Source organism: Ornithinimicrobium kibberense (assembly GCF_006519705.1).
Taxonomy (GTDB): domain Bacteria; phylum Actinomycetota; class Actinomycetes; order Actinomycetales; family Dermatophilaceae; genus Ornithinicoccus; species Ornithinicoccus kibberensis.
Genome location: NZ_VFXM01000011.1, coordinates 57,925 through 74,548, shown reverse-complemented (window position 1 = coordinate 74,548; position 16,624 = coordinate 57,925). Strand labels below are relative to the sequence as shown.

Here is a 16,624-nt window from a genome sequence, read left to right as displayed (position 1 = left end):
GGTGCCGGGGTGCCGTGGGACGTCAGGCCGCGGTTGCGGGGGTATGCCGTTCCGCGGCACCCCGGGCGGGCAGGTCGCCCACCCGGCCCCGCCACCACCAGATCGCCGCTCCGAGGAGGAACACGGCGATGGAGACCCAGACGTTGATGCGCTGCCCGAGGACCATCTGCGCGGGGTCGGTGCGCATGATCTCGATGAAGAAGCGGCCCAGGGTGTAGCCCATGAGGTAGAGCCCGACCACCTGGCCGCGGGCCAGCCGGAACCGGCGGTCGACCAGGAGGATGGCCACGGCCACGAGCAGGCACCACAGCGCCTCGTAGAGGAAGGTCGGCTGGAAGGTGCCCAGGACCACCGCGTCCCCGGCGGCGTCCCGGACGGCCTCGCCGCCGGACATCTCGTGGATCTGCACGGCCCACGGGGCGTCCGAGGGGCCTCCGTAGAGCTCGTTGTTGAACCAGTTGCCCCACCGGCCCAGCGCCTGCGCCACGAGGAGGCCGGGCATGAGCGCGTCGGCGATGTCGAGGAAGGAGTAGCCGTGCCGCCGCGCACCCCACCAGGCGCCGACGGCGCCGAGGGCCACCGCGCCCCAGATGCCCAGGCCGCCCTCCCAGATCTTCACGGCGTCGGCCAGGTTGCCCTCCGGCCCGAAGTAGGGCCACGGGCTGGAGACCACGTGGTAGATCCGCCCGCCGACGATGCCGAGCACGATGGTCGGCACCGCGATGTCGTAGATCTCCTGGCCGGTGCCTCCCCTGGCCCGCATCCGCAGGGAGGTGATCCACATGGCGGCGAAGATGCCGACGAGGATCGACAGCGCGTAGCCCCGCAGCGGGAACGGCCCCAGCCACCAGACCGACTGCTCGGGGCTGGGGATGGCGGTCAGCAGGGCCGGGGCGGCCCCGACGGGGAGGAGGGTCATCGCCCCTGGGCCTCGAGCACCTCGCGCAGGACGCCGGGCTCCTGGATGAGCCTGCTCAGGTCCTCCTGGGGCAGCTCCTCGCCGTCGACGAACACGGTGGGGGTGCTGTTGACGCCGTCCTCGTTGGCCCGCTGCTGCATGTCCTGGACGTAGTCGGCGTGCGGCTGCTCCGCCACGCAGGCCTGGAAGTCGGTGAGCGCGTCCCCGTCGACGCCCGCCTGCTCGGCGTAGCCCACGAGCTGCTCGTCGGTCCACCCGGCCCCCTCGGCCGGCTGCTCGGCGAACAGGGCCTGGTGGTAGGGCAGGAAGACGCCGGCGTCGTCGGCGCAGAGCATCGCGTTGGCGGACCGCTTGGAGGAGTCGTTGCCGATGTTGCCGTCGAGGAAGGACATGATCTGGAAGGTGACGTTGACCTCGCCGGCCTCGACCATCTCGGCGAGGTCCTCGCCGATCGAGTTCTCCAGCCGGGCGCACCACGGGCACTGCGGGTCCTCGTAGATGCGCACCTGGGTGACGTCGGCGTCCACGCCCGGGCCGACGCTGACGCCGCCGCCGTCGGGCAGGGTGCTGGAGCTGCCGACGGCCTCGAGGTCGCCGCCGCGGGTGGCGGCCCACACGAGGACGCCCAGGAGGGCGACGACGAGGACGACCACGCCGGCGATGAGCCCGGCGGACGGGCCCCGGGCGGCGACGGGCTTGACCTCGGGGGCAGGGGGGCGGGGCATGGGACTTCAGCGACCTTTCAGCAGGGAGTCGAGGGCCAGCGGGGTGCGCGGACGGACCACGAGCCAGGCGGAGAGCGCCAGGAGCCCGAGGTCGCGCAGGATGTCGGGCAGGTATGCGGTGTCCTCCGGGTCCACCGGCCCCCCGGTCCCGAAGCAGCCGCAGTCGATCGCCAGCCCGCGGGACCAGGCCGAGACGATGCCGGCGACGAAGAGGAGCATGAGCAGCCCGCCGACCGCGGCGGCTCCGCGCGTCAGCAGGCCGACGACCAGCAGGAGGCCCACGGCGATCTCGACGACCGGCAGCATCGAGCCGATCAGCCGGGCCACCGGGTAGGGGAAGAGCTCGTAGGCCATCACGCTCTGGACGGACCCGGTGAGGTCGGTGATCTTCAGCAGCCCGGCGACGAGCAGGACCCCACCCACCGCGAGCCGCGCGCCCAGCCCCACGTAGCCGGCCCAGGGGCGGTGGGCGGTCGTGGGCCGGTCGTCCTCCTGGGCGGGACCGGTGCCGGTCCCGGTCGCCGCGGGGCCGGTCACCGGCGGACCCCGGCGGCCAGGTCGGCCGTCACCGCGCGCAGACCCTCCAGGGTGGGGTCCTCGTCGACGGCCCGGACGAGGGCCGACCCGACGATGACGCCGTCGGCGAAGGCGGCCACCTCTGCGGCCTGGGCGCCGTCGCTGACGCCCAGGCCCACGCACAGCGGCAGGTCGGTGACGGCGCGGACCCGCTCGACGAGGGTCGCGGCGGACCCGCCCACGGTGGCGCGGGTGCCGGTCACCCCCATCGTCGAGGCGACGTAGACGAACCCGCGGCAGGCCTGCGTCGTGGACCGCAGCCGGGCGTCGGTCGAGCTGGGGGCCACGAGGAACACCGGGTCCAGGTCGTGCGCCCGGGCGGCCTCGAGCCACGCGCCGGCCTCGTCCGGCACGAGGTCGGGCGTGATCATGCCGGCCCCGCCCGCCGCGGCCAGGTCCGCCGCGAACCGCTCCGGACCGTAGTGCAGGACGGGGTTCCAGTAGGACATCACCACCGGCACCGCGCCCGCCTCGCGGATGGCCCGCACGAGGTCGAAGACCTGGGGCAGGCGGAACCCGCCGGCCAGCGCCCGGCTGGCGGCCCGCTCGATGACCGGTCCGTCCATGAGCGGGTCGGTGTAGGGCACGCCCACCTCGACGACGTCGGCCCCCGCCTCCGCCAGCACCCGGACCGCGGCCAGGGAGGTCTCCAGGTCGGGGAACCCGGCGGGCAGGTAGCCGACCAGGGCCGCCCGGCCCCCGGCGCGGCACCGGTCGAAGACCTCGGACAGCGCGCTCACCAACCGCTCCCCTCCGCCTCGGCCACGGGTTCGGCGGCCTTGAGCGCTTCCGCCTCGACGAGGTCCTCGCCGTCCACGAGGCCGAACCACCGGGCGGCGGTGTCGACGTCCTTGTCACCCCGGCCGGAGAGGTTGACCAGGATCACCGGCCGGTCCGGGTCGTCGGCCGCGAAGGCTCCGCCGGCCGCCTCGGCCAGCTCGCGGCCCACGCGGACGGCACCGGCCAGGGCGTGCGCGCTCTCGATGGCCGGGATGATCCCCTCGGTGCGGCTCAGCAGGGCGAAGGCCTCCATCGCCTCGGTGTCGGTGACCGGCGCGTAGGTCGCCCGGCCGGAGTCGTGCAGGAAGGCGTGCTCCGGGCCGACGGAGGGGTAGTCCAGGCCCGCGGAGATCGAGTGCGTCGGCAGCGTCTGCCCGTCCTCGTCCTGCAGGACGTAGCTGGCGGCTCCGTGGAGCACCCCCGGCTCGCCCCCGGAGAACCGGGAGGCGTGCCGCCCGCTGGCGACCCCGTCGCCACCGGCCTCGAAGCCCAGCAGCCGGACCTGCTCGTCGTCGCGGAAGGGGTGGAAGATGCCCATCGCGTTGGACCCCCCGCCGACGCAGGCGCAGACGGCGTCGGGCAGCCGACCGGTGCGCTCGAGCAGCTGCTCGCGGGCCTCACGGCCGATGACGGCGTGGAAGTCGCGCACCATCGTGGGGAACGGGTGCGGGCCGGTGACCGTCCCCAGCAGGTAGTGGGTCCGTTCCACGGTGGTGACCCAGTCGCGCATGGCCTCGTTGATGGCGTCCTTGAGCGTCGCGCTCCCGGTGGCCACGGGCACGACCTCCGCCCCGAGGAGCCGCATCCGGGCGACGTTGAGCGCCTGCCGTCGGGTGTCGACCTCCCCCATGTAGACGGTGCAGTCCAGGCCGAGGAGGGCCGCCGCGGTCGCGGTCGCCACCCCGTGCTGGCCGGCACCGGTCTCGGCGATCACCCGCGTCTTGCCCATGCGCACGGTGAGCAGGGCCTGGCCGAGGACGTTGTTGATCTTGTGCGACCCGGTGTGGTTGAGGTCCTCCCGCTTGAGGAAGACGCGGGCGCCGCCGGCGTGCTCGGCGAACCGGGGCACCTCGGTGAGGGGGTTGGGCCGCCCGGTGTAGTCGCGCTGCAGCCGGTCCAGCTCCGCGACGAAGTCGGGGTCGGCCATGGCCTCGTGCCAGGCCTCCTCGAGCTCCTCGAGGGCGGCGACGAGCGCCTCAGGGACGTAGCGTCCGCCGAAGGCTCCGAACCGTCCCGCGCGGGACTCCGCCGGCCGGCCGCTCATCGCCGTCCCCCGTGGGCGGCGTGCACGGCCGGGTGGGACCCGGCGGCGACCAGCTCGGCGACGGCGTCGCGGGGCGTGCGGCCGGTCACCAGGGCCTCCCCCACGAGCACGGCGTCGGCGCCCGCCTCGGCGAGGTCCATCACGTCGAGCGGCCCGCGGACGCCGGACTCGGCCACGCGCACCAGACCCGCCGGGACCGCCGGCGCGAGCCGGGCGAAGGTGCCGCGGTCGACCTCGAGGGTCCGCAGGTCCCGGTTGTTCACGCCGAGGATGCGGGCGCCGGCGTCGACCGCCCGCTGCACCTCCTCCTCGTCGTGGACCTCGACGAGGGCGTGCATGCCGAGGGACTCGGTGCGCTCCAGCAGCCCGACGAGGACGTCCTGCTCGAGGGCGGCCACGATGAGCAGCACGAGGTCGGCCCCGTGGGCCCGCGCCTCCCAGACCTGGTAGGGGTCCACCACGAAGTCCTTGCGCAGCACCGGGACCTCGACCCTGGCCCGGACGGCGTCCAGGTCGGCCAGGGACCCGCCGAACCGACGTTCCTCGGTGAGCACGCTGATGACGCTGGCGCCCCCGGCGGCGTAGTCCGCGGCCAGGGCGGCCGGGTCGGCGATGGCGGCCAGGGCTCCCTTGCTGGGGCTGCTGCGCTTGACCTCGGCGATGACGTGCACCCCCTGGCCGGAGGCGAGCCGCGCCCGGGCGTCCAGCGCGGGCGCAGCGTTCTCGGCCCGCTCCCGGAGGGCGTCCAGCGGGGTGGCGGTGCGACGGCGGGCGAGGTCCTCGCGCACGCCGTCGAGGATCTGGTCCAGGACGGTCGGCACGTGCCCAGCCTAGTCGTCCGCGCGAGGTGCTCCGACCCCGGAGGGGCCGGTCGCACGTCCCCGCCCACGGCGCCCGGTCCAGGGCCGGGAGGTCGCCTCAGCCGCGGTGGCCGGTCGACTGCCGGGGGCGGGGCGCCTCGTAGGCCTCCGCACCGTAGCCGGCCTTGCTCATGCCGAACCACACGAGGGCGCCGACGGCGAAGAGTCCGAGCCCGGCCCACAGCAGCCACGCCGGGCCGAAGACGGCGGCCCAGGAGCCCAGGACGGTGGCGACCAGCATGATGCTCACCCCGACCCAGGCGGCCTTGCTGTGGTAGTGGTTCTCGTGCTCCATGGGGTGCTCCTGCTCCGGGGTCGGGATGAGGGTCGGTGGTGGGTCGGTCGTGCCCGGGGCCATTGTGCCAGCCCCTGGATCGTCGGTGGGGTCGCGACCCGCGTCGAGCTCGGCCCAGACCCTCGCCTCCTGCCGCCGACGCCGCTCCGCCGGCAGCGGGTCCGGCGGCAGCGGGTCCGGCGGTCGTCGGCCGCGGCTCCGGCCGGATGCCGTGGCCGGGTCGGCCCGGCCGACGACGCGGACCAGCAGGCCCGAGAGGACCGCCAGCACGGCTGCTGCTCCGACGACCAGGCCCGCCCACGCCCAGCCCGCCGGCCCGGCCGTCACCACGTCTCCCGGCACCGCGGTGCGCCCCGACACGACGAGCACGGCACCGGCCGTCGCGGCCAGGGAGCCCACGAGGGCGACCGCGCCGAGGCCCCGTCCGGGCACGCCGTCCCCGCCGCGTCCGAGGAGGACGAGCGTGGCGGCCGCCGCGGCCAGCGCCGCGGCCGGTCCCCAGGGCACGAGCTCCCCGCCGGTGCGCGACCAGGGGGTCCGGACCGAGCCGGGCGCGGGCTCGACGACCCCGGTGGTCCACGGCTGCGTCGTCGTCAGCACCAGCAGCCCCAGGAGGGCCAGGGCGGCGCCGGCGGCGGGACGCGGCATACCGCTCAGGCCTGCCCGGCGCCCTGCTGAGCCGCCCATGAGGCGTGCATGCGGGTGTAGACGCCGCCGCGGTCCACGAGCTCGCGGTGGGAGCCGAGCTCGACGATCCGGCCCTGGTCGACCACGACGACGAGGTCGGCCGCCTCGGCGGTCGAGAGCCGGTGCGCGATCGCCACCGAGGTGCGGCCCCGGGTCAGGCCCTCGAGCGCCCGCTGCACCCGGACCTCGGTGGAGGGGTCGACCGCGCTGGTCGCCTCGTCGAGGACCAGGAGGTCGGGGTCGGCCAGGTCGGCGCGGGCGATGGCGACGAGCTGGCGCTCGCCGGCCGACAGGGACTCGCCCCGCTGGCCCACGCGGGTGGCCAGGCCGTGGGGCAGGCCCGCCACCCAGCTGTCGAGGCCCAGCTCGGTGACCGCGAGCGCGACGTCCTCGTCGTCGGCGCCCGGGCGACCGAACCTGATGTTGCCGAGCAGGTCGTCGTCGAAGAGGAAGCCCTCCTGGGGCACGAGCACCACCCGGCTGCGCAGGGAGTCGAAGGAGACGGTGCGCAGGTCGACCCCGTCGAGCCGGACCGCTCCCTCGGTGGGGTCCATCAGCCGGGTGAGCAGCTTGGCCAGGGTGGTCTTGCCCGACCCCGTCTCCCCCACGACGGCGACCCGGGTATGCGGCTCGATCCGCAGGTGGACGTCGTGCAGCACGCGCTCCCCGCCGGGGTAGGCGTAGGAGACCCCGTCGAACTCGACGGTGATCGGTCCGCGCTCCAGAACCACGCCGTCCTCCCCCGGGTCGGACACGTCGGCGGGGGTGTCGATGACCCCGATGACGCGCCGCCACCCGGCGACGGCGTTCTGGAGCTCGTTGAGGATCTCGGTGGCCATGAGGACCGGCTGGGTGAAGAGGTTGACGAGGAAGAGGAACGCGAGCAGCTCGCCGAGGGTGACCTGGCCGCGGACCGCCAGCATGGTGCCGACGACGAGGACGACCGCGGTGGTCAGGCCGGCGAAGGCCTGCCCGGAGACGAAGGCCATCACCGAGCGGACCTGGGCGCGGATGGCCGAGCGCCGGTGCTCCTCGATGGCGGTGTCGATCCGGACGGCGGTGCGTTCCTCCACGCCGTAGGCGCGGATGGTCACCGCCCCGACGATCGACTCGCTGATCGCGCCGAGCATGTCGCCGACCCGGGTGCGGACCGCACCGTAGGCCCGGCCGAGCACCGGCTGCAGCCGGCGCACGAGGAGGGCCAGCGGCACGAAGCACAGGTAGACCACGAGCGCCAGCAGCGGGCTGTAGAACAGCATGAGCAGGGTGGCCATCATGATCTGGGCCGTGGAGATCAGCAGCATCAGGCCGCCGAACTGCACGAACATCGAGATCGTGTCGACATCGCTGGTGACGCGGGAGACGAGCGAGCCGCGACGTTCGGTGCTCTGCGTGAGCACCGACAGGTCGTGGATGTGCCGGAAGGCCCTGCGGCGCAGGGTGGCCAGCCCGGACTCGGCCGAGGTGAACAGCCGGACGTTGACGAGGTACTGCGCCACGCTCGTGACGGCGACCACCCCGGCGGCCAGCAGGATCGCCCGGGTCACGAACGCGGTGTCCGGGCCTCCGTCGGCGAGGATCCCGTGGTCGGTGGTCTGCTGGACGACGAACGGGATGAGGACCCGGCCGAGGGTGGCGACGACCGCCAGCACGACGGTCAGGCCGATCCCCCGGCGCAGCTCGGGCGAGAGCTCCAGCCCGCGGCGCAGGGTCGCCATGGTGCCCAGGTCGCTCTGCGCCTCGATCCGGCTGGAGCTGAACGGGGTGGTGCTCACGCGTGCTCCTCCTGCGGTTCCTCGGCGGCGGCGACGGCGGCCCGCTCGGCCGCCTCCCGGGCGTAGGCGTGCACCAGGTCGGCGTAGCCGTCGCAGCGCTCGAGCAGCTCGTCGTGGGGGCCCTGGTCGACGACGCGACCGTGCTCGAGGTAGACGACCTGGTCGGCGAGGGTGATCGTGGCCATCCGGTAGGCCACGACCAGCACCGTCATGCCGTCCCGCGCCTCGCGCAGCCCGGCCAGGATGGCCTGCTCGACGGAGGGGTCCACCGCGCTCGTCGCGTCGTCGAGGACGAGCAACCGGGGCCGGCGCCAGATCGCCCGGGCCAGCGCGATGCGCTGGCGCTGCCCCCCGGAGAGGGTGCCGCCCCGCTCGCCGACCACGGTGTCCAGCCCCTCGGGGAGGGCCCGGACGAACCCGTCGCCCTGGGCGATCCGCAGCGACTCCCACACGGCCTCGTCGTCGGACTCCTCCCCCAGCGTGATGTTGCCCCGCACCGTGTCGTCGAACATGAACGTCTGCTGGGCCACGAGGGTGGCCACCGAGGGCAGCACCCCGTGGGCCAGCTCGCGGACGTCCCGGCCGGCCAGGCGCACCGTGCCGCCGCCGGCGTCGACGAGCCGCAGGGCGAGGTTGGTCAGCGTGCTCTTGCCGGACCCGGTCGGGCCGACGAGGGCGGTGGTGCTGCCGGCGGGCACGACGAGGTCGACGTCGTGGACCGTCGGCTCCTCCTCGCCCGCGTGGGTGTAGCTCACGCCCCGCAGCTCCGACTCCACGGCACCCCCCTCCCGGGTGAGGTGGGCGTCGCCGTACTCCATACCCCCCTGGGCCTGCAGGACGTGCTGGACCCGGTCGTGGCCGACCACCGAGCGAGGCAGCTCGGCGAGCACCCATCCCAGGGCGCGGACCGGGAAGGCCAGGATGGAGAACAGGTAGGCCATCTGGACCACGTCCCCGGCGACGAGGTCGCCCTGCGAGACCTGCCAGGTGCCCACCCCCAGCACCGCGAGGGTGCCCAGCGTGGGGATGGCCTCGATGACCGGTTCGAAGGTGCCCCGGGTGCGCCCGACCTCGATGAGGGAGTCGCGCAGCTCGTGGGTGGCGGCGGTGAAGCGGGCGGTCTCCTCCTCCTCCCGGCCCATGGACTTCACGACCAGGCCGGCCTCGAACGACTCGTGGGCGACCTCGGCCACCTCGGCCCGCAGCTGCTGGGCGCGGGTGATCCGGGGGGACATGAACCGCTGGAAGACGAGGTTGGCGGCGAACAGGCCGGGGAAGACGAGCAGCCCCACGAACGCCAGGAGGGGGTCGACGACGACCATCATCGTCCCGGCGATGACGAGCATGAAGAGCACGCCGATGGCCATCGGCAGGGGGTTGAACACCTGCCAGGTGGCCTCGATGTCGGCGTGCGCGTTGGACAGCAGCTGGCCGGAGGGGTGGGCGTGGTGCCAGGACAGCGGCAGGCGCAGGTACTGCCGGGTCACCCGGCGCCGGTAGGCGGCCTGCAGGTTGAAGCCGGCGACCGTGGCCCACACCCGCCGCAGGATCACGCCGACCACGTTGACGAGGAGGACGGCGACCAGCACGCCGAAGATCGTCCAGAGCCCGACGGCGGTCACCCTGCCCGAGTCCACCGCAGGGGTGATCACGGTCCGCGTGACCCAGCCGATCGCGCCGGCGGTGCCGACGGTGGCGCCCGCCCAGAGCACGGCTCCGACGACGGCGACCGCGAACGGGCGCGGCTGCTGCCGGATGCCGGACCAGACGACCTTCAGGCCGCGGCGCAGCACCGCACGGCTGGGCGCGGGGCGGGGGACCGGTGGACTGGCCGCGGACATGGTGGGTCGACCTCCGTCAGGAGCGGGCAGCAGGGAACGACCGGCCATCCTCTCACGTCCGGGACCGCCCGCCGTCCCGGTCGTGGTGGGATGGGGGGATGACGTCCACACCGCTGCTGCGCGACCTCATCGCCTCCACCGCCCTGGACCTGGGCCCGCAGGCCCCGACACTGTGCGACCCCTGGCGGGTCCGCGACCTTATGGCCCACCTGGTCGTGCGGGAGTCCCGCCCCGACGTGCTGCCCGGCATCGGCCTCGACGTGGGCCCGCTGCGTCGGCACACCGACCAGGTCCAGGACCGCGTCGCCGGGCGGCGGGACCTGCCGCAGCTGGCCGAGGCCGTGCGTCGCGGACCGGCCCGCTGGTGGCCGACCTCGGTGGGGGCGGTGGACGACCTGGTCAACGTCCCCGAGCTCGCCGTGCACCTGGAGGACATGGTGCGGGCCCAGCCGGACTGGGAGCCCACCCGGCTGCCCGAGGAGGTGCAGCGTGCGCTGTGGACCTCGTTGCGGCGCAGCGGCCGGATGCTCTACGGGCGGGCGCCGGTCGGCGTGGTCGTGGTCGCCGAGGGGCACGGGCGGGCGTCGTTGAGGCGGCCGCCCGGTCGTGCCGGAACGGTGGTCCTCCGGGGCACCCCGCTGGAGCTGACCCTGCACGCCTTCGGCCGGGACGCCGTCGCCCGGGTCGAGGCCACGGGCGAGGACGCCGACCTGGCCGCCCTCGACCGGCACCGCCGGTCCGTCTGACCCGCATGGCCGACCGGCCGGCCGGCGCCGAGCCCACCTGGTGGCCCGGCCTGCTCGGACGCGTCGGGCCGTTGGTCGGCGGGCGACCCGTTCTCGTCGGCGTGGACGGGCGAAGCGGCGCCGGCAAGACCGACCTGGCGCTCGCCGCCGCCGAGCTGCTGTCGGCCGCCGGGCACCCGGCGCACGTGGTCCACCTGGATGCGCTCTACCCCGGCTGGTCGGGGCTGGCCCCGGCCCTGCCCAGGCTCTGCGAGGAGGTGGTCGCACCCCTGCTGGCCGGGCGGCCCGGTCGCTACCGGTCCTGGGACTGGGACGCCGGCCGACCGGGTCCCACGGTCGTGGTGCCACCGCGCCCGGTCGTCGTCGTCGAGGGCGTGGGGACCCTGGCCAGCCCGTGCGCGGGCAGCTTCGACGTGCGGCTGTGGCTGGAGGCCCCGGCCACGGTGCGCCGGGTCCGTGCCCTCGCCCGGGACGGGGAGACCTTCGCGCCCCACTGGGACCACTGGGCCGAACAGGAGGATGCGGTGCTGGCGACCCGTCCCCGGTGGGACGGGCTCGTCGACACCGTGGTCGGCCGGACCCGGTGGTCGGCCCCGGAGTGGGACAGACTGGACCCATGAGCACCCGCCGGGAGCAGCTGAGCCTCGTCCCGGCCCGGGCCTGGGACCGGCTGCGGCTGGAGGTCTCCCCCGGGTCGGCCCGGGAACGGTGGGTGCGGCTGCGGGCCCGGGCGTGGCTGATCGTCCAGATCGCCGTCGGCGCCGCCCTCGCCTGGTGGATCGCCCGGCACCTCGTGGGGCACGTCCTGCCGTTCTTCGCCCCGGTGACCGCGATGATCTGCCTGGGGCTGACCTACGGCGACCGCATCCGCCGGATCGTCGAGCTGACCGTCGGCGTGGCCATCGGCATCCTCACCGCCGACGTCTTCGTCCAGTGGTTCGGCTCGGGCACCTGGCAGATCCTCCTCGTCGCCGGCACGGCGATGTCGCTGGCGGTCCTGCTCGGTGCGGGGCAGCTGCTCATGATGCAGGCCGGGATCCAGGGGGTGCTGGTCACCACCCTCGTGGCGCCCGAGGGGGCCGCGCTGAGCCGGTGGGTCGACGCCCTCGTCGGAGGCTCGGTGGCGCTGGTCATCGCCATGCTCGCGCCGACCCGGTCCACCACCCAGCGGCCCCGCGAGCGCGCCGTGGCCGCCGTCGGCCACCTGGCCGCCGTCCTCACCGACACCACCCAGGCGATGCGCAGCAGGGACCTCGACCGCGCCCGGGGGGCCCTGACGACGGCACGGAGGCTCTCCGAGGAGGTGGATGCGCTGCGCGACGCCACGGCCGAGGCCCTGGCGGCGGCCCGGCTGGCCCCGCTGCTGTCCGGGGTCCACCGCGACCAGGTGCGGCAGATCCAGGAGATGATCGGCCCGCTCGGCCTGGCCGTGCGCAACGTCCGGGTGCTGGTCCGCCGGTCCGTCGCCGCCGTGGAGGACGGCGAGTTCGTGCCCCCCACCTACACCGACATGGTCGAGGCTCTGGCCCAGGCCGCCGCCACGGTCCAGGAGCAGCTGGTCGACCAGGCCCCGCTCGCCGAGGTCCAGGAGGACCTGATCACCCTGGCCCGCCGTTCGACCTGGAGCCATCCGCAGGCCGGCCTGTCCGCCGAGGTCCTGCGGGCGCAGGTGCGCTCCACCGTCGTGGACCTGCTGGTCCTGTCCGGGATGGGGCCTGCCGAGGCCCGCCGTCGCGTGCCGGCCACCCGGGAGGAGTACGACCCCGGCCACGTCGAGGACGAGGACCGCTGACGGGTGCGGGCCGGTCAGCCCGCGTCGCCTCCCCCGCCCGTGCGGTGGTGGTGCTCCACGAGCGCCGCCAGCCGGGAGGCCTCCCGTCGGGCGTGCTCACCGTCGGCGCGCTGGATGGCCATGACGGCCAGCTCGTCGGTGTCGGTCAGCTCCAGGACCGCCCACGACGCCCCGCCGGAGAAGCCCACCCGCAGCACCTGGGCCCACTCGACCTCCGTGGTGGAGAAGAGGTTGACCACCCGCAGCCCGCGCGGCCCCGGCACGGCGCGGATCCGGGCATACCTCCACAGGAACGCCGCCATCACCACGCCGATGAGCGCGACCGCCACCCGGTTGAGCACCATGAGGGCGGGGTCGGAGCCCAGCGGCATCGGGGAGAAGATCGCGACCATGCCGAAGACGACGACGGAGGCCACCGCGGACAGCCGGGCCACCCACGCCCCGCGGACGGGGCGGAAGGTCGCGTAGGGATCGCGCCGCTCGGACGGTGGGCTCATCCCACCAGACTACGTCCGTCGTCGCTGGGCGCGGGTCCCAGACCCGTGGGGGCCTCGACCCTGGCAGCCCTGCGCCACACGACGAAGCCCCAGAGCACGAACGCCCCGTAGACCAGGAAGAGGATCGCCGAGGGGTAGTAGCCCGAATGCCACAGGAGGGGCACGCCGACGAGGTCCACGGCGATCCAGACCAGCCAGAAGTCGACCCAGCCCCGGGCCATGGCGTAGGTGGCCAGCATCGAGCCCACGAAGATCCAGGCGTCGGTCCAGTAGTACCAGCGGGGCGCCGGCCAGCCGGCCCCCACCTGCGCGAACACCCACTGGGCGAGGACGACGAGGACCGCGGCCCCGACGAGGTATGCGGTGCGCTCGGCCGCGGTGGCCCAGCGGGGGGTGATCGCGGGGGCGCCGTGGGCACGGCCCCGCCGGGACCGGTTCCAGGCCCACCAGCCGTAGACGCTGGTGAGGATGAAGAAGACCTGCCGGGCGGCCTGGCCGAAGAGGCTGTGCTCCTGCGGGTTGGCGAACCAGACCCCCGTGAAGACGGTGAAGAGCAGGACGTTGCCGACGATGCCGACCGGCCAGGCCCACACCGTGCGTCGCATCCCGAGGACGGCGGAGGCCAGGCCGAAGGCGTTGCCGACGACCTCGCGCCAGGCGATGGTGTGGCCGGCAATGCTCAGCTGGGCGTTGAAGAGGTCGTTCCAGACGTCCAAGGCGGCATCCTCAGCCGCAGGCGTGGCGCCGGGCCAGGGCCCGCAGCTCGCCGATGCGCGCGGGGACGTCGTCGGCGCCGTAGACGGCCGAACCGGCGACGAGGACGTCGGCCCCCGCCTCGACACACCGGCCGATGGTGTCGGCCGAGACGCCGCCGTCCACCTGCACCCAGATCTGGCCCCCGCGGCGGCCCGCGGCCTCGCGCACGGCCCGGACCTTGGGCAGCTGGTCGTCCATGAACGCCTGCCCCCCGAAGCCGGGCTCGACCGTCATGACGAGGACCATGTCCACCTCGTCGAGCAGCTCCTCGTAGGGGGCGAACGGCGTCCCGGGCTTGACGGCGAACGCCGCCCGGGCGCCGGCGGCGCGGATCGCGCGGGCCGTGGCGACCGGGTCGGCCGCCGCCTCGACGTGGAAGGTCACCGACCCCGCGCCCGCCTCGGCGTAGCCGGCCGCCCAGCGGTCGGGGTCCTCGATCATGAGGTGGCAGTCGAGCGGGACCGGGGTCACCCTGGCCAGCGCCTCGACGACCGGCAGCCCGAGCGTGAGGTTGGGCACGAAGTGGTTGTCCATGACGTCCACGTGGGCCCAGTCGGCCGTCTCGATGCGCCTCAGCTCGTCCTCGAGGTTGGCGAAGTCGGCGGCCAGGATGGACGGGCTGATCTGCAGCGGGGCGGGCATGGCGCACACCCTAGTGCGAGCGCGCCCGCCGACGGGTGCGGGGCCGTCGTGCCCGGCGACGCCGGCTCAGCGGCGCCGCAGCAGGGCCAGGAACATGCCGTCCGTACCGTGCCGGTGCGGCCACAGCTGGGCCCACGACTCGTCGGGCCGGCCGACGGCGGGAAGCGGGAGACCCGCCCGGTCGCGCAGGTACGGCCGGACGTCGACGAGCTCGGTGTCCTGGTCGGGACGGCCCTTGAGCACGTCGCGCACGACGAGGTGCGTCTCGGCCAGGTGCGGCGAGCAGGTGGCGTAGGCCACCAGGCCCCCGGGTCGGGTGGCCTCCAGCGCGGAGTCCAGCGGGGCGCGCTGCAGGGGGGCCAGTGCCGGGATGTCCCGGGGACTGCGTCGCCACCGGGCCTCGGGGCGACGGCGCAGCGCGCCCAGACCCGTGCACGGGGCGTCGACGAGGACGCGGTCGTAGCGCCCCGGCTCCTCCGCCCCGACGTCCCGGCCGTCGCCGACGGTCACCTCCGCGCGGGCACCCGCGTCCACGGCGGCCCGCAGGCTCTGCCGGACCAGCTCCGCCCGGTGCGGGCTGACCTCGTTGGCCCGCAGCTCGGCGCCCCGTTCCAGCGCGAGAGCCGCGAGCAGGCCGGCCTTGCCGCCGGGCCCGGCGCACAGGTCGAGCCAGCGGGCGTCGGGTCCCTCGAGCGGCGCGTCCACGAGGGCGAGCGGGATGAGCTGGGAGCCTGCGTCCTGCACGGCGGCGCGCCCCTCCCGGACCGCGGCCAGGTCACCGGGGTCTCCTGCGGGGAGGGTCCAGGCCGTGGGGGCCGTGGGTGAGGGGCGTGCGCCGGCCGCCGTCAGCTCGGCGTCGTCGACGAGGCCGGGCCGGGCCGCCAGCGAGAGGGGGCCGGGGGTGTTCTGCGCGGCCAGCAGCGCCGCCAGCTCCTCGTCGCTGCCCGTGCTGGCGAGCAGGGAGGCGCGCAGGGCGCGGACGACCCACGCCGGGTGGGAGTGCTCCACCGCCAGCCGAGCCACCTCGTCGGGCTCGTCGGCGGTCAGCAGCGCGACCCAGTCGTCCCGGTCGCGCTCGCCGACCCGGCGCAGCACGGCGTTGACGAACCCGGCCGCCCCCTGGCCGACGTGCTGGCGGGCGAGGGCGACCGTGGCGCTGACGGCGGCGTGGTCGGGCACGCGCATGGCCAGGAGCTGGTGGATCCCCAGCCGCAGGACGTCCAGGACCGGGGGGTCGATCGAGCTCGCCGGCCGGTCGGCGGCCCGGGCCGCGACCGCATCGTAGAGGCCCTGCATCCGCAGGGCGCCGTAGGCCAGCTCCGTGGCGAAGGCGGCGTCACGGCCGCGGAGCCCGGCGGCCCGCAGGATCCGTGGGAGCTCGAGGTTGGCGTAGGCGTCCTGGAGGGCCACCGCGCGCAGCAGCAGGTAGGCCGACTCCCTGGCCGGGTCGCTGCGACGCTGCCGCTGCGCCGGTGCCTGGGCCGACCGGCGCCGCGGTCCCCGGCGCCCGGCCGGCGGCTGGTCAGCCATCGAAACGCTCCCCCGGCCGCGGTCGGACGCCGCGTGCCCAGTCGGCGGCGGACATGGCCCTCCTGCCCTGCGGCTGGACGTCCCCGAGCCGCACCGCCACGGTGGCGGTGCCGACGAGCACCTGGTGGCGCTCCACGCGCAGCTCGCCCGGGCCCAGCGGCTCCCCCTCCCCCGGAGCGTCCGCCGGCTCGACCGGCTGCAGCCGCAGCCGCTCGCCGCGCCAGGTGGTCCAGGCGCCGGGGGCCGGGGTGCAGGCGCGGATCCGACGGTCGACGGCGAACGCGGGCACCGTCCAGTCGACCCTGGCGTCCCCGGGCGTGAGCTTGGGCGCCAGGCTCACCCCGTCGGGGGCCTGCGGCTCGGGCACCAGCTCTGCCCTCTCCAGCCCGTCCAGGGTCGCGACGACCAGGTGGGACCCGGCCCCGGCCAGCCGGGCCAGGAGGTCGCCGCTGGTGTCCCGGGCCCGGATACGCTCGGTCAGGCGACCCAGCACCGGTCCGGTGTCCAGCCCCTCCTCGAGGAGGAAGGTCACCGCCCCGGTGATCTCGTCCCCGGCCAGGACGGCGTGCTGGACGGGCGCGGCACCCCGCCACTGGGGCAGGAGGGAGAAGTGCAGGTTGACCCACCCGTGGACCGGCAGCCCCAGCAGGTCCGGCGGCACGAGCGCCCCGTAGGCGACGACCACGCCGACGTCCGGGGCCCAGTCCCTCAGCTGCTCGGCCACCCCCTCCTCGGCCAGCCGCTGCGGGGCGAGGACCGGGACCCCGGCGGCCTCCGCGGCGGCCCGCACCGGGGAGGGCCGCGACCGACGCCCGCGCCCGGCCCGGGCGTCGGGTCGGGTCAGGCACCCGACCACCTCGTGCGGCGAGCCCAGGAGCGCCTCGAGCGTGGGGACGGCCACCTCGGGCGTTCCGGCGAAGACAACCCTCACCGGGCCAC

Annotated in this window: 17 protein-coding genes; 3 read left to right on the top strand and 14 right to left on the bottom strand. The window is 75.3% G+C overall.

From position 1 onward, the window contains the following. Positions 1–22: 22 nt before the first annotated feature. The 9 genes from lgt to FJR00_RS10685 form a co-directional block, all read right to left on the bottom strand. Positions 23–919 carry a prolipoprotein diacylglyceryl transferase gene (gene lgt / locus FJR00_RS10725; protein WP_141338729.1) on the bottom strand — a complete coding sequence of 299 codons (897 nt, stop codon included), beginning with the start codon at positions 917–919 and terminating at the stop codon, positions 23–25. After that, entirely contained in the window at positions 916–1,644 is a 729-nt protein-coding gene (locus FJR00_RS10720; protein WP_141338728.1) for a DsbA family protein, read from the bottom strand. The genes lgt and FJR00_RS10720 overlap by 4 nt, the downstream gene beginning before the upstream one ends. Positions 1,645–1,650: 6 nt before the next feature. Then, positions 1,651–2,181 carry a MauE/DoxX family redox-associated membrane protein gene (locus tag FJR00_RS10715; RefSeq protein WP_141338727.1) on the bottom strand — a complete coding sequence of 177 codons (531 nt, stop codon included), beginning with the start codon at positions 2,179–2,181 and terminating at the stop codon, positions 1,651–1,653. Further along, positions 2,178–2,960: a tryptophan synthase subunit alpha gene (gene trpA, locus FJR00_RS10710; RefSeq protein ID WP_141338726.1), complete on the bottom strand. Its 783-nt coding sequence runs from the start codon at positions 2,958–2,960 to the stop codon at positions 2,178–2,180. Before trpA ends, FJR00_RS10715 begins: the two co-directional genes overlap by 4 nt. Then, positions 2,957–4,264 carry a tryptophan synthase subunit beta gene (gene trpB, locus FJR00_RS10705; protein WP_141338725.1) on the bottom strand — a complete coding sequence of 436 codons (1,308 nt, stop codon included), beginning with the start codon at positions 4,262–4,264 and terminating at the stop codon, positions 2,957–2,959. The genes trpA and trpB overlap by 4 nt, the downstream gene beginning before the upstream one ends. Next, a complete protein-coding gene (gene trpC / locus FJR00_RS10700) occupies positions 4,261–5,085 on the bottom strand; it encodes an indole-3-glycerol phosphate synthase TrpC (protein ID WP_141338724.1) in 825 nt (274 codons plus the stop codon). The genes trpB and trpC overlap by 4 nt, the downstream gene beginning before the upstream one ends. Positions 5,086–5,182: 97 nt before the next feature. Further along, complete coding sequence (locus FJR00_RS16330) at positions 5,183–6,067, bottom strand: HGxxPAAW family protein (protein ID WP_181409596.1); 885 nt, start codon at positions 6,065–6,067, stop codon at positions 5,183–5,185. Between the two features lie 5 nt (positions 6,068–6,072). Next, positions 6,073–7,824, bottom strand: a complete 1,752-nt coding sequence (locus FJR00_RS10690; RefSeq protein WP_141338809.1) for an ABC transporter ATP-binding protein — start codon at positions 7,822–7,824, stop codon at positions 6,073–6,075. A 53-nt stretch (positions 7,825–7,877) separates the two neighbouring features. Next, positions 7,878–9,722 carry an ABC transporter ATP-binding protein gene (locus FJR00_RS10685; protein ID WP_181409595.1) on the bottom strand — a complete coding sequence of 615 codons (1,845 nt, stop codon included), beginning with the start codon at positions 9,720–9,722 and terminating at the stop codon, positions 7,878–7,880. A gap of 98 nt (positions 9,723–9,820) precedes the next feature. On the opposite strand from FJR00_RS10685, the gene FJR00_RS10680 reads away from it, so the two are divergent. From FJR00_RS10680 to FJR00_RS10670, 3 genes are read left to right on the top strand one after another with little or no spacing between them, the layout of a single operon-like run. Next, positions 9,821–10,468, top strand: a complete 648-nt coding sequence (locus tag FJR00_RS10680) for a TIGR03085 family metal-binding protein (RefSeq protein WP_141338722.1) — start codon at positions 9,821–9,823, stop codon at positions 10,466–10,468. A gap of 5 nt (positions 10,469–10,473) precedes the next feature. Next, complete coding sequence (locus tag FJR00_RS10675) at positions 10,474–11,088, top strand: nucleoside/nucleotide kinase family protein (RefSeq protein ID WP_141338721.1); 615 nt, start codon at positions 10,474–10,476, stop codon at positions 11,086–11,088. Next, a complete protein-coding gene (locus FJR00_RS10670; protein ID WP_141338720.1) occupies positions 11,085–12,260 on the top strand; it encodes an FUSC family protein in 1,176 nt (391 codons plus the stop codon). Before FJR00_RS10675 ends, FJR00_RS10670 begins: the two co-directional genes overlap by 4 nt. A 14-nt stretch (positions 12,261–12,274) precedes the next feature. Here FJR00_RS10670 and FJR00_RS10665 read toward each other — a convergent pair whose 3' ends face one another. The 5 genes from FJR00_RS10665 to fmt all read right to left on the bottom strand — a co-directional run bounded on the left by FJR00_RS10665 (position 12,275) and on the right by fmt (position 16,616). Next, positions 12,275–12,757, bottom strand: a complete 483-nt coding sequence (locus tag FJR00_RS10665; protein WP_141338719.1) for a PH domain-containing protein — start codon at positions 12,755–12,757, stop codon at positions 12,275–12,277. Next, the gene (gene pnuC / locus FJR00_RS10660; RefSeq protein ID WP_141338718.1) at positions 12,754–13,473 is read right to left on the bottom strand and encodes a nicotinamide riboside transporter PnuC; all 720 of its coding nucleotides are present in this window, start codon (positions 13,471–13,473) and stop codon (positions 12,754–12,756) included. The genes FJR00_RS10665 and pnuC overlap by 4 nt, the downstream gene beginning before the upstream one ends. 10 nt (positions 13,474–13,483) lie before the next feature. Then, positions 13,484–14,155, bottom strand: coding sequence for a ribulose-phosphate 3-epimerase (rpe, locus tag FJR00_RS10655; RefSeq protein ID WP_141338717.1), 672 nt, complete (start codon positions 14,153–14,155; stop codon positions 13,484–13,486). Positions 14,156–14,221: 66 nt separating this feature from the next. Beyond that, positions 14,222–15,685 carry an RsmB/NOP family class I SAM-dependent RNA methyltransferase gene (locus FJR00_RS10650; protein ID WP_141338716.1) on the bottom strand — a complete coding sequence of 488 codons (1,464 nt, stop codon included), beginning with the start codon at positions 15,683–15,685 and terminating at the stop codon, positions 14,222–14,224. Beyond that, the gene (fmt, locus tag FJR00_RS10645; RefSeq protein WP_141338715.1) at positions 15,678–16,616 is read right to left on the bottom strand and encodes a methionyl-tRNA formyltransferase; all 939 of its coding nucleotides are present in this window, start codon (positions 16,614–16,616) and stop codon (positions 15,678–15,680) included. Before fmt ends, FJR00_RS10650 begins: the two co-directional genes overlap by 8 nt. Positions 16,617–16,624: the final 8 nt, after the last annotated feature.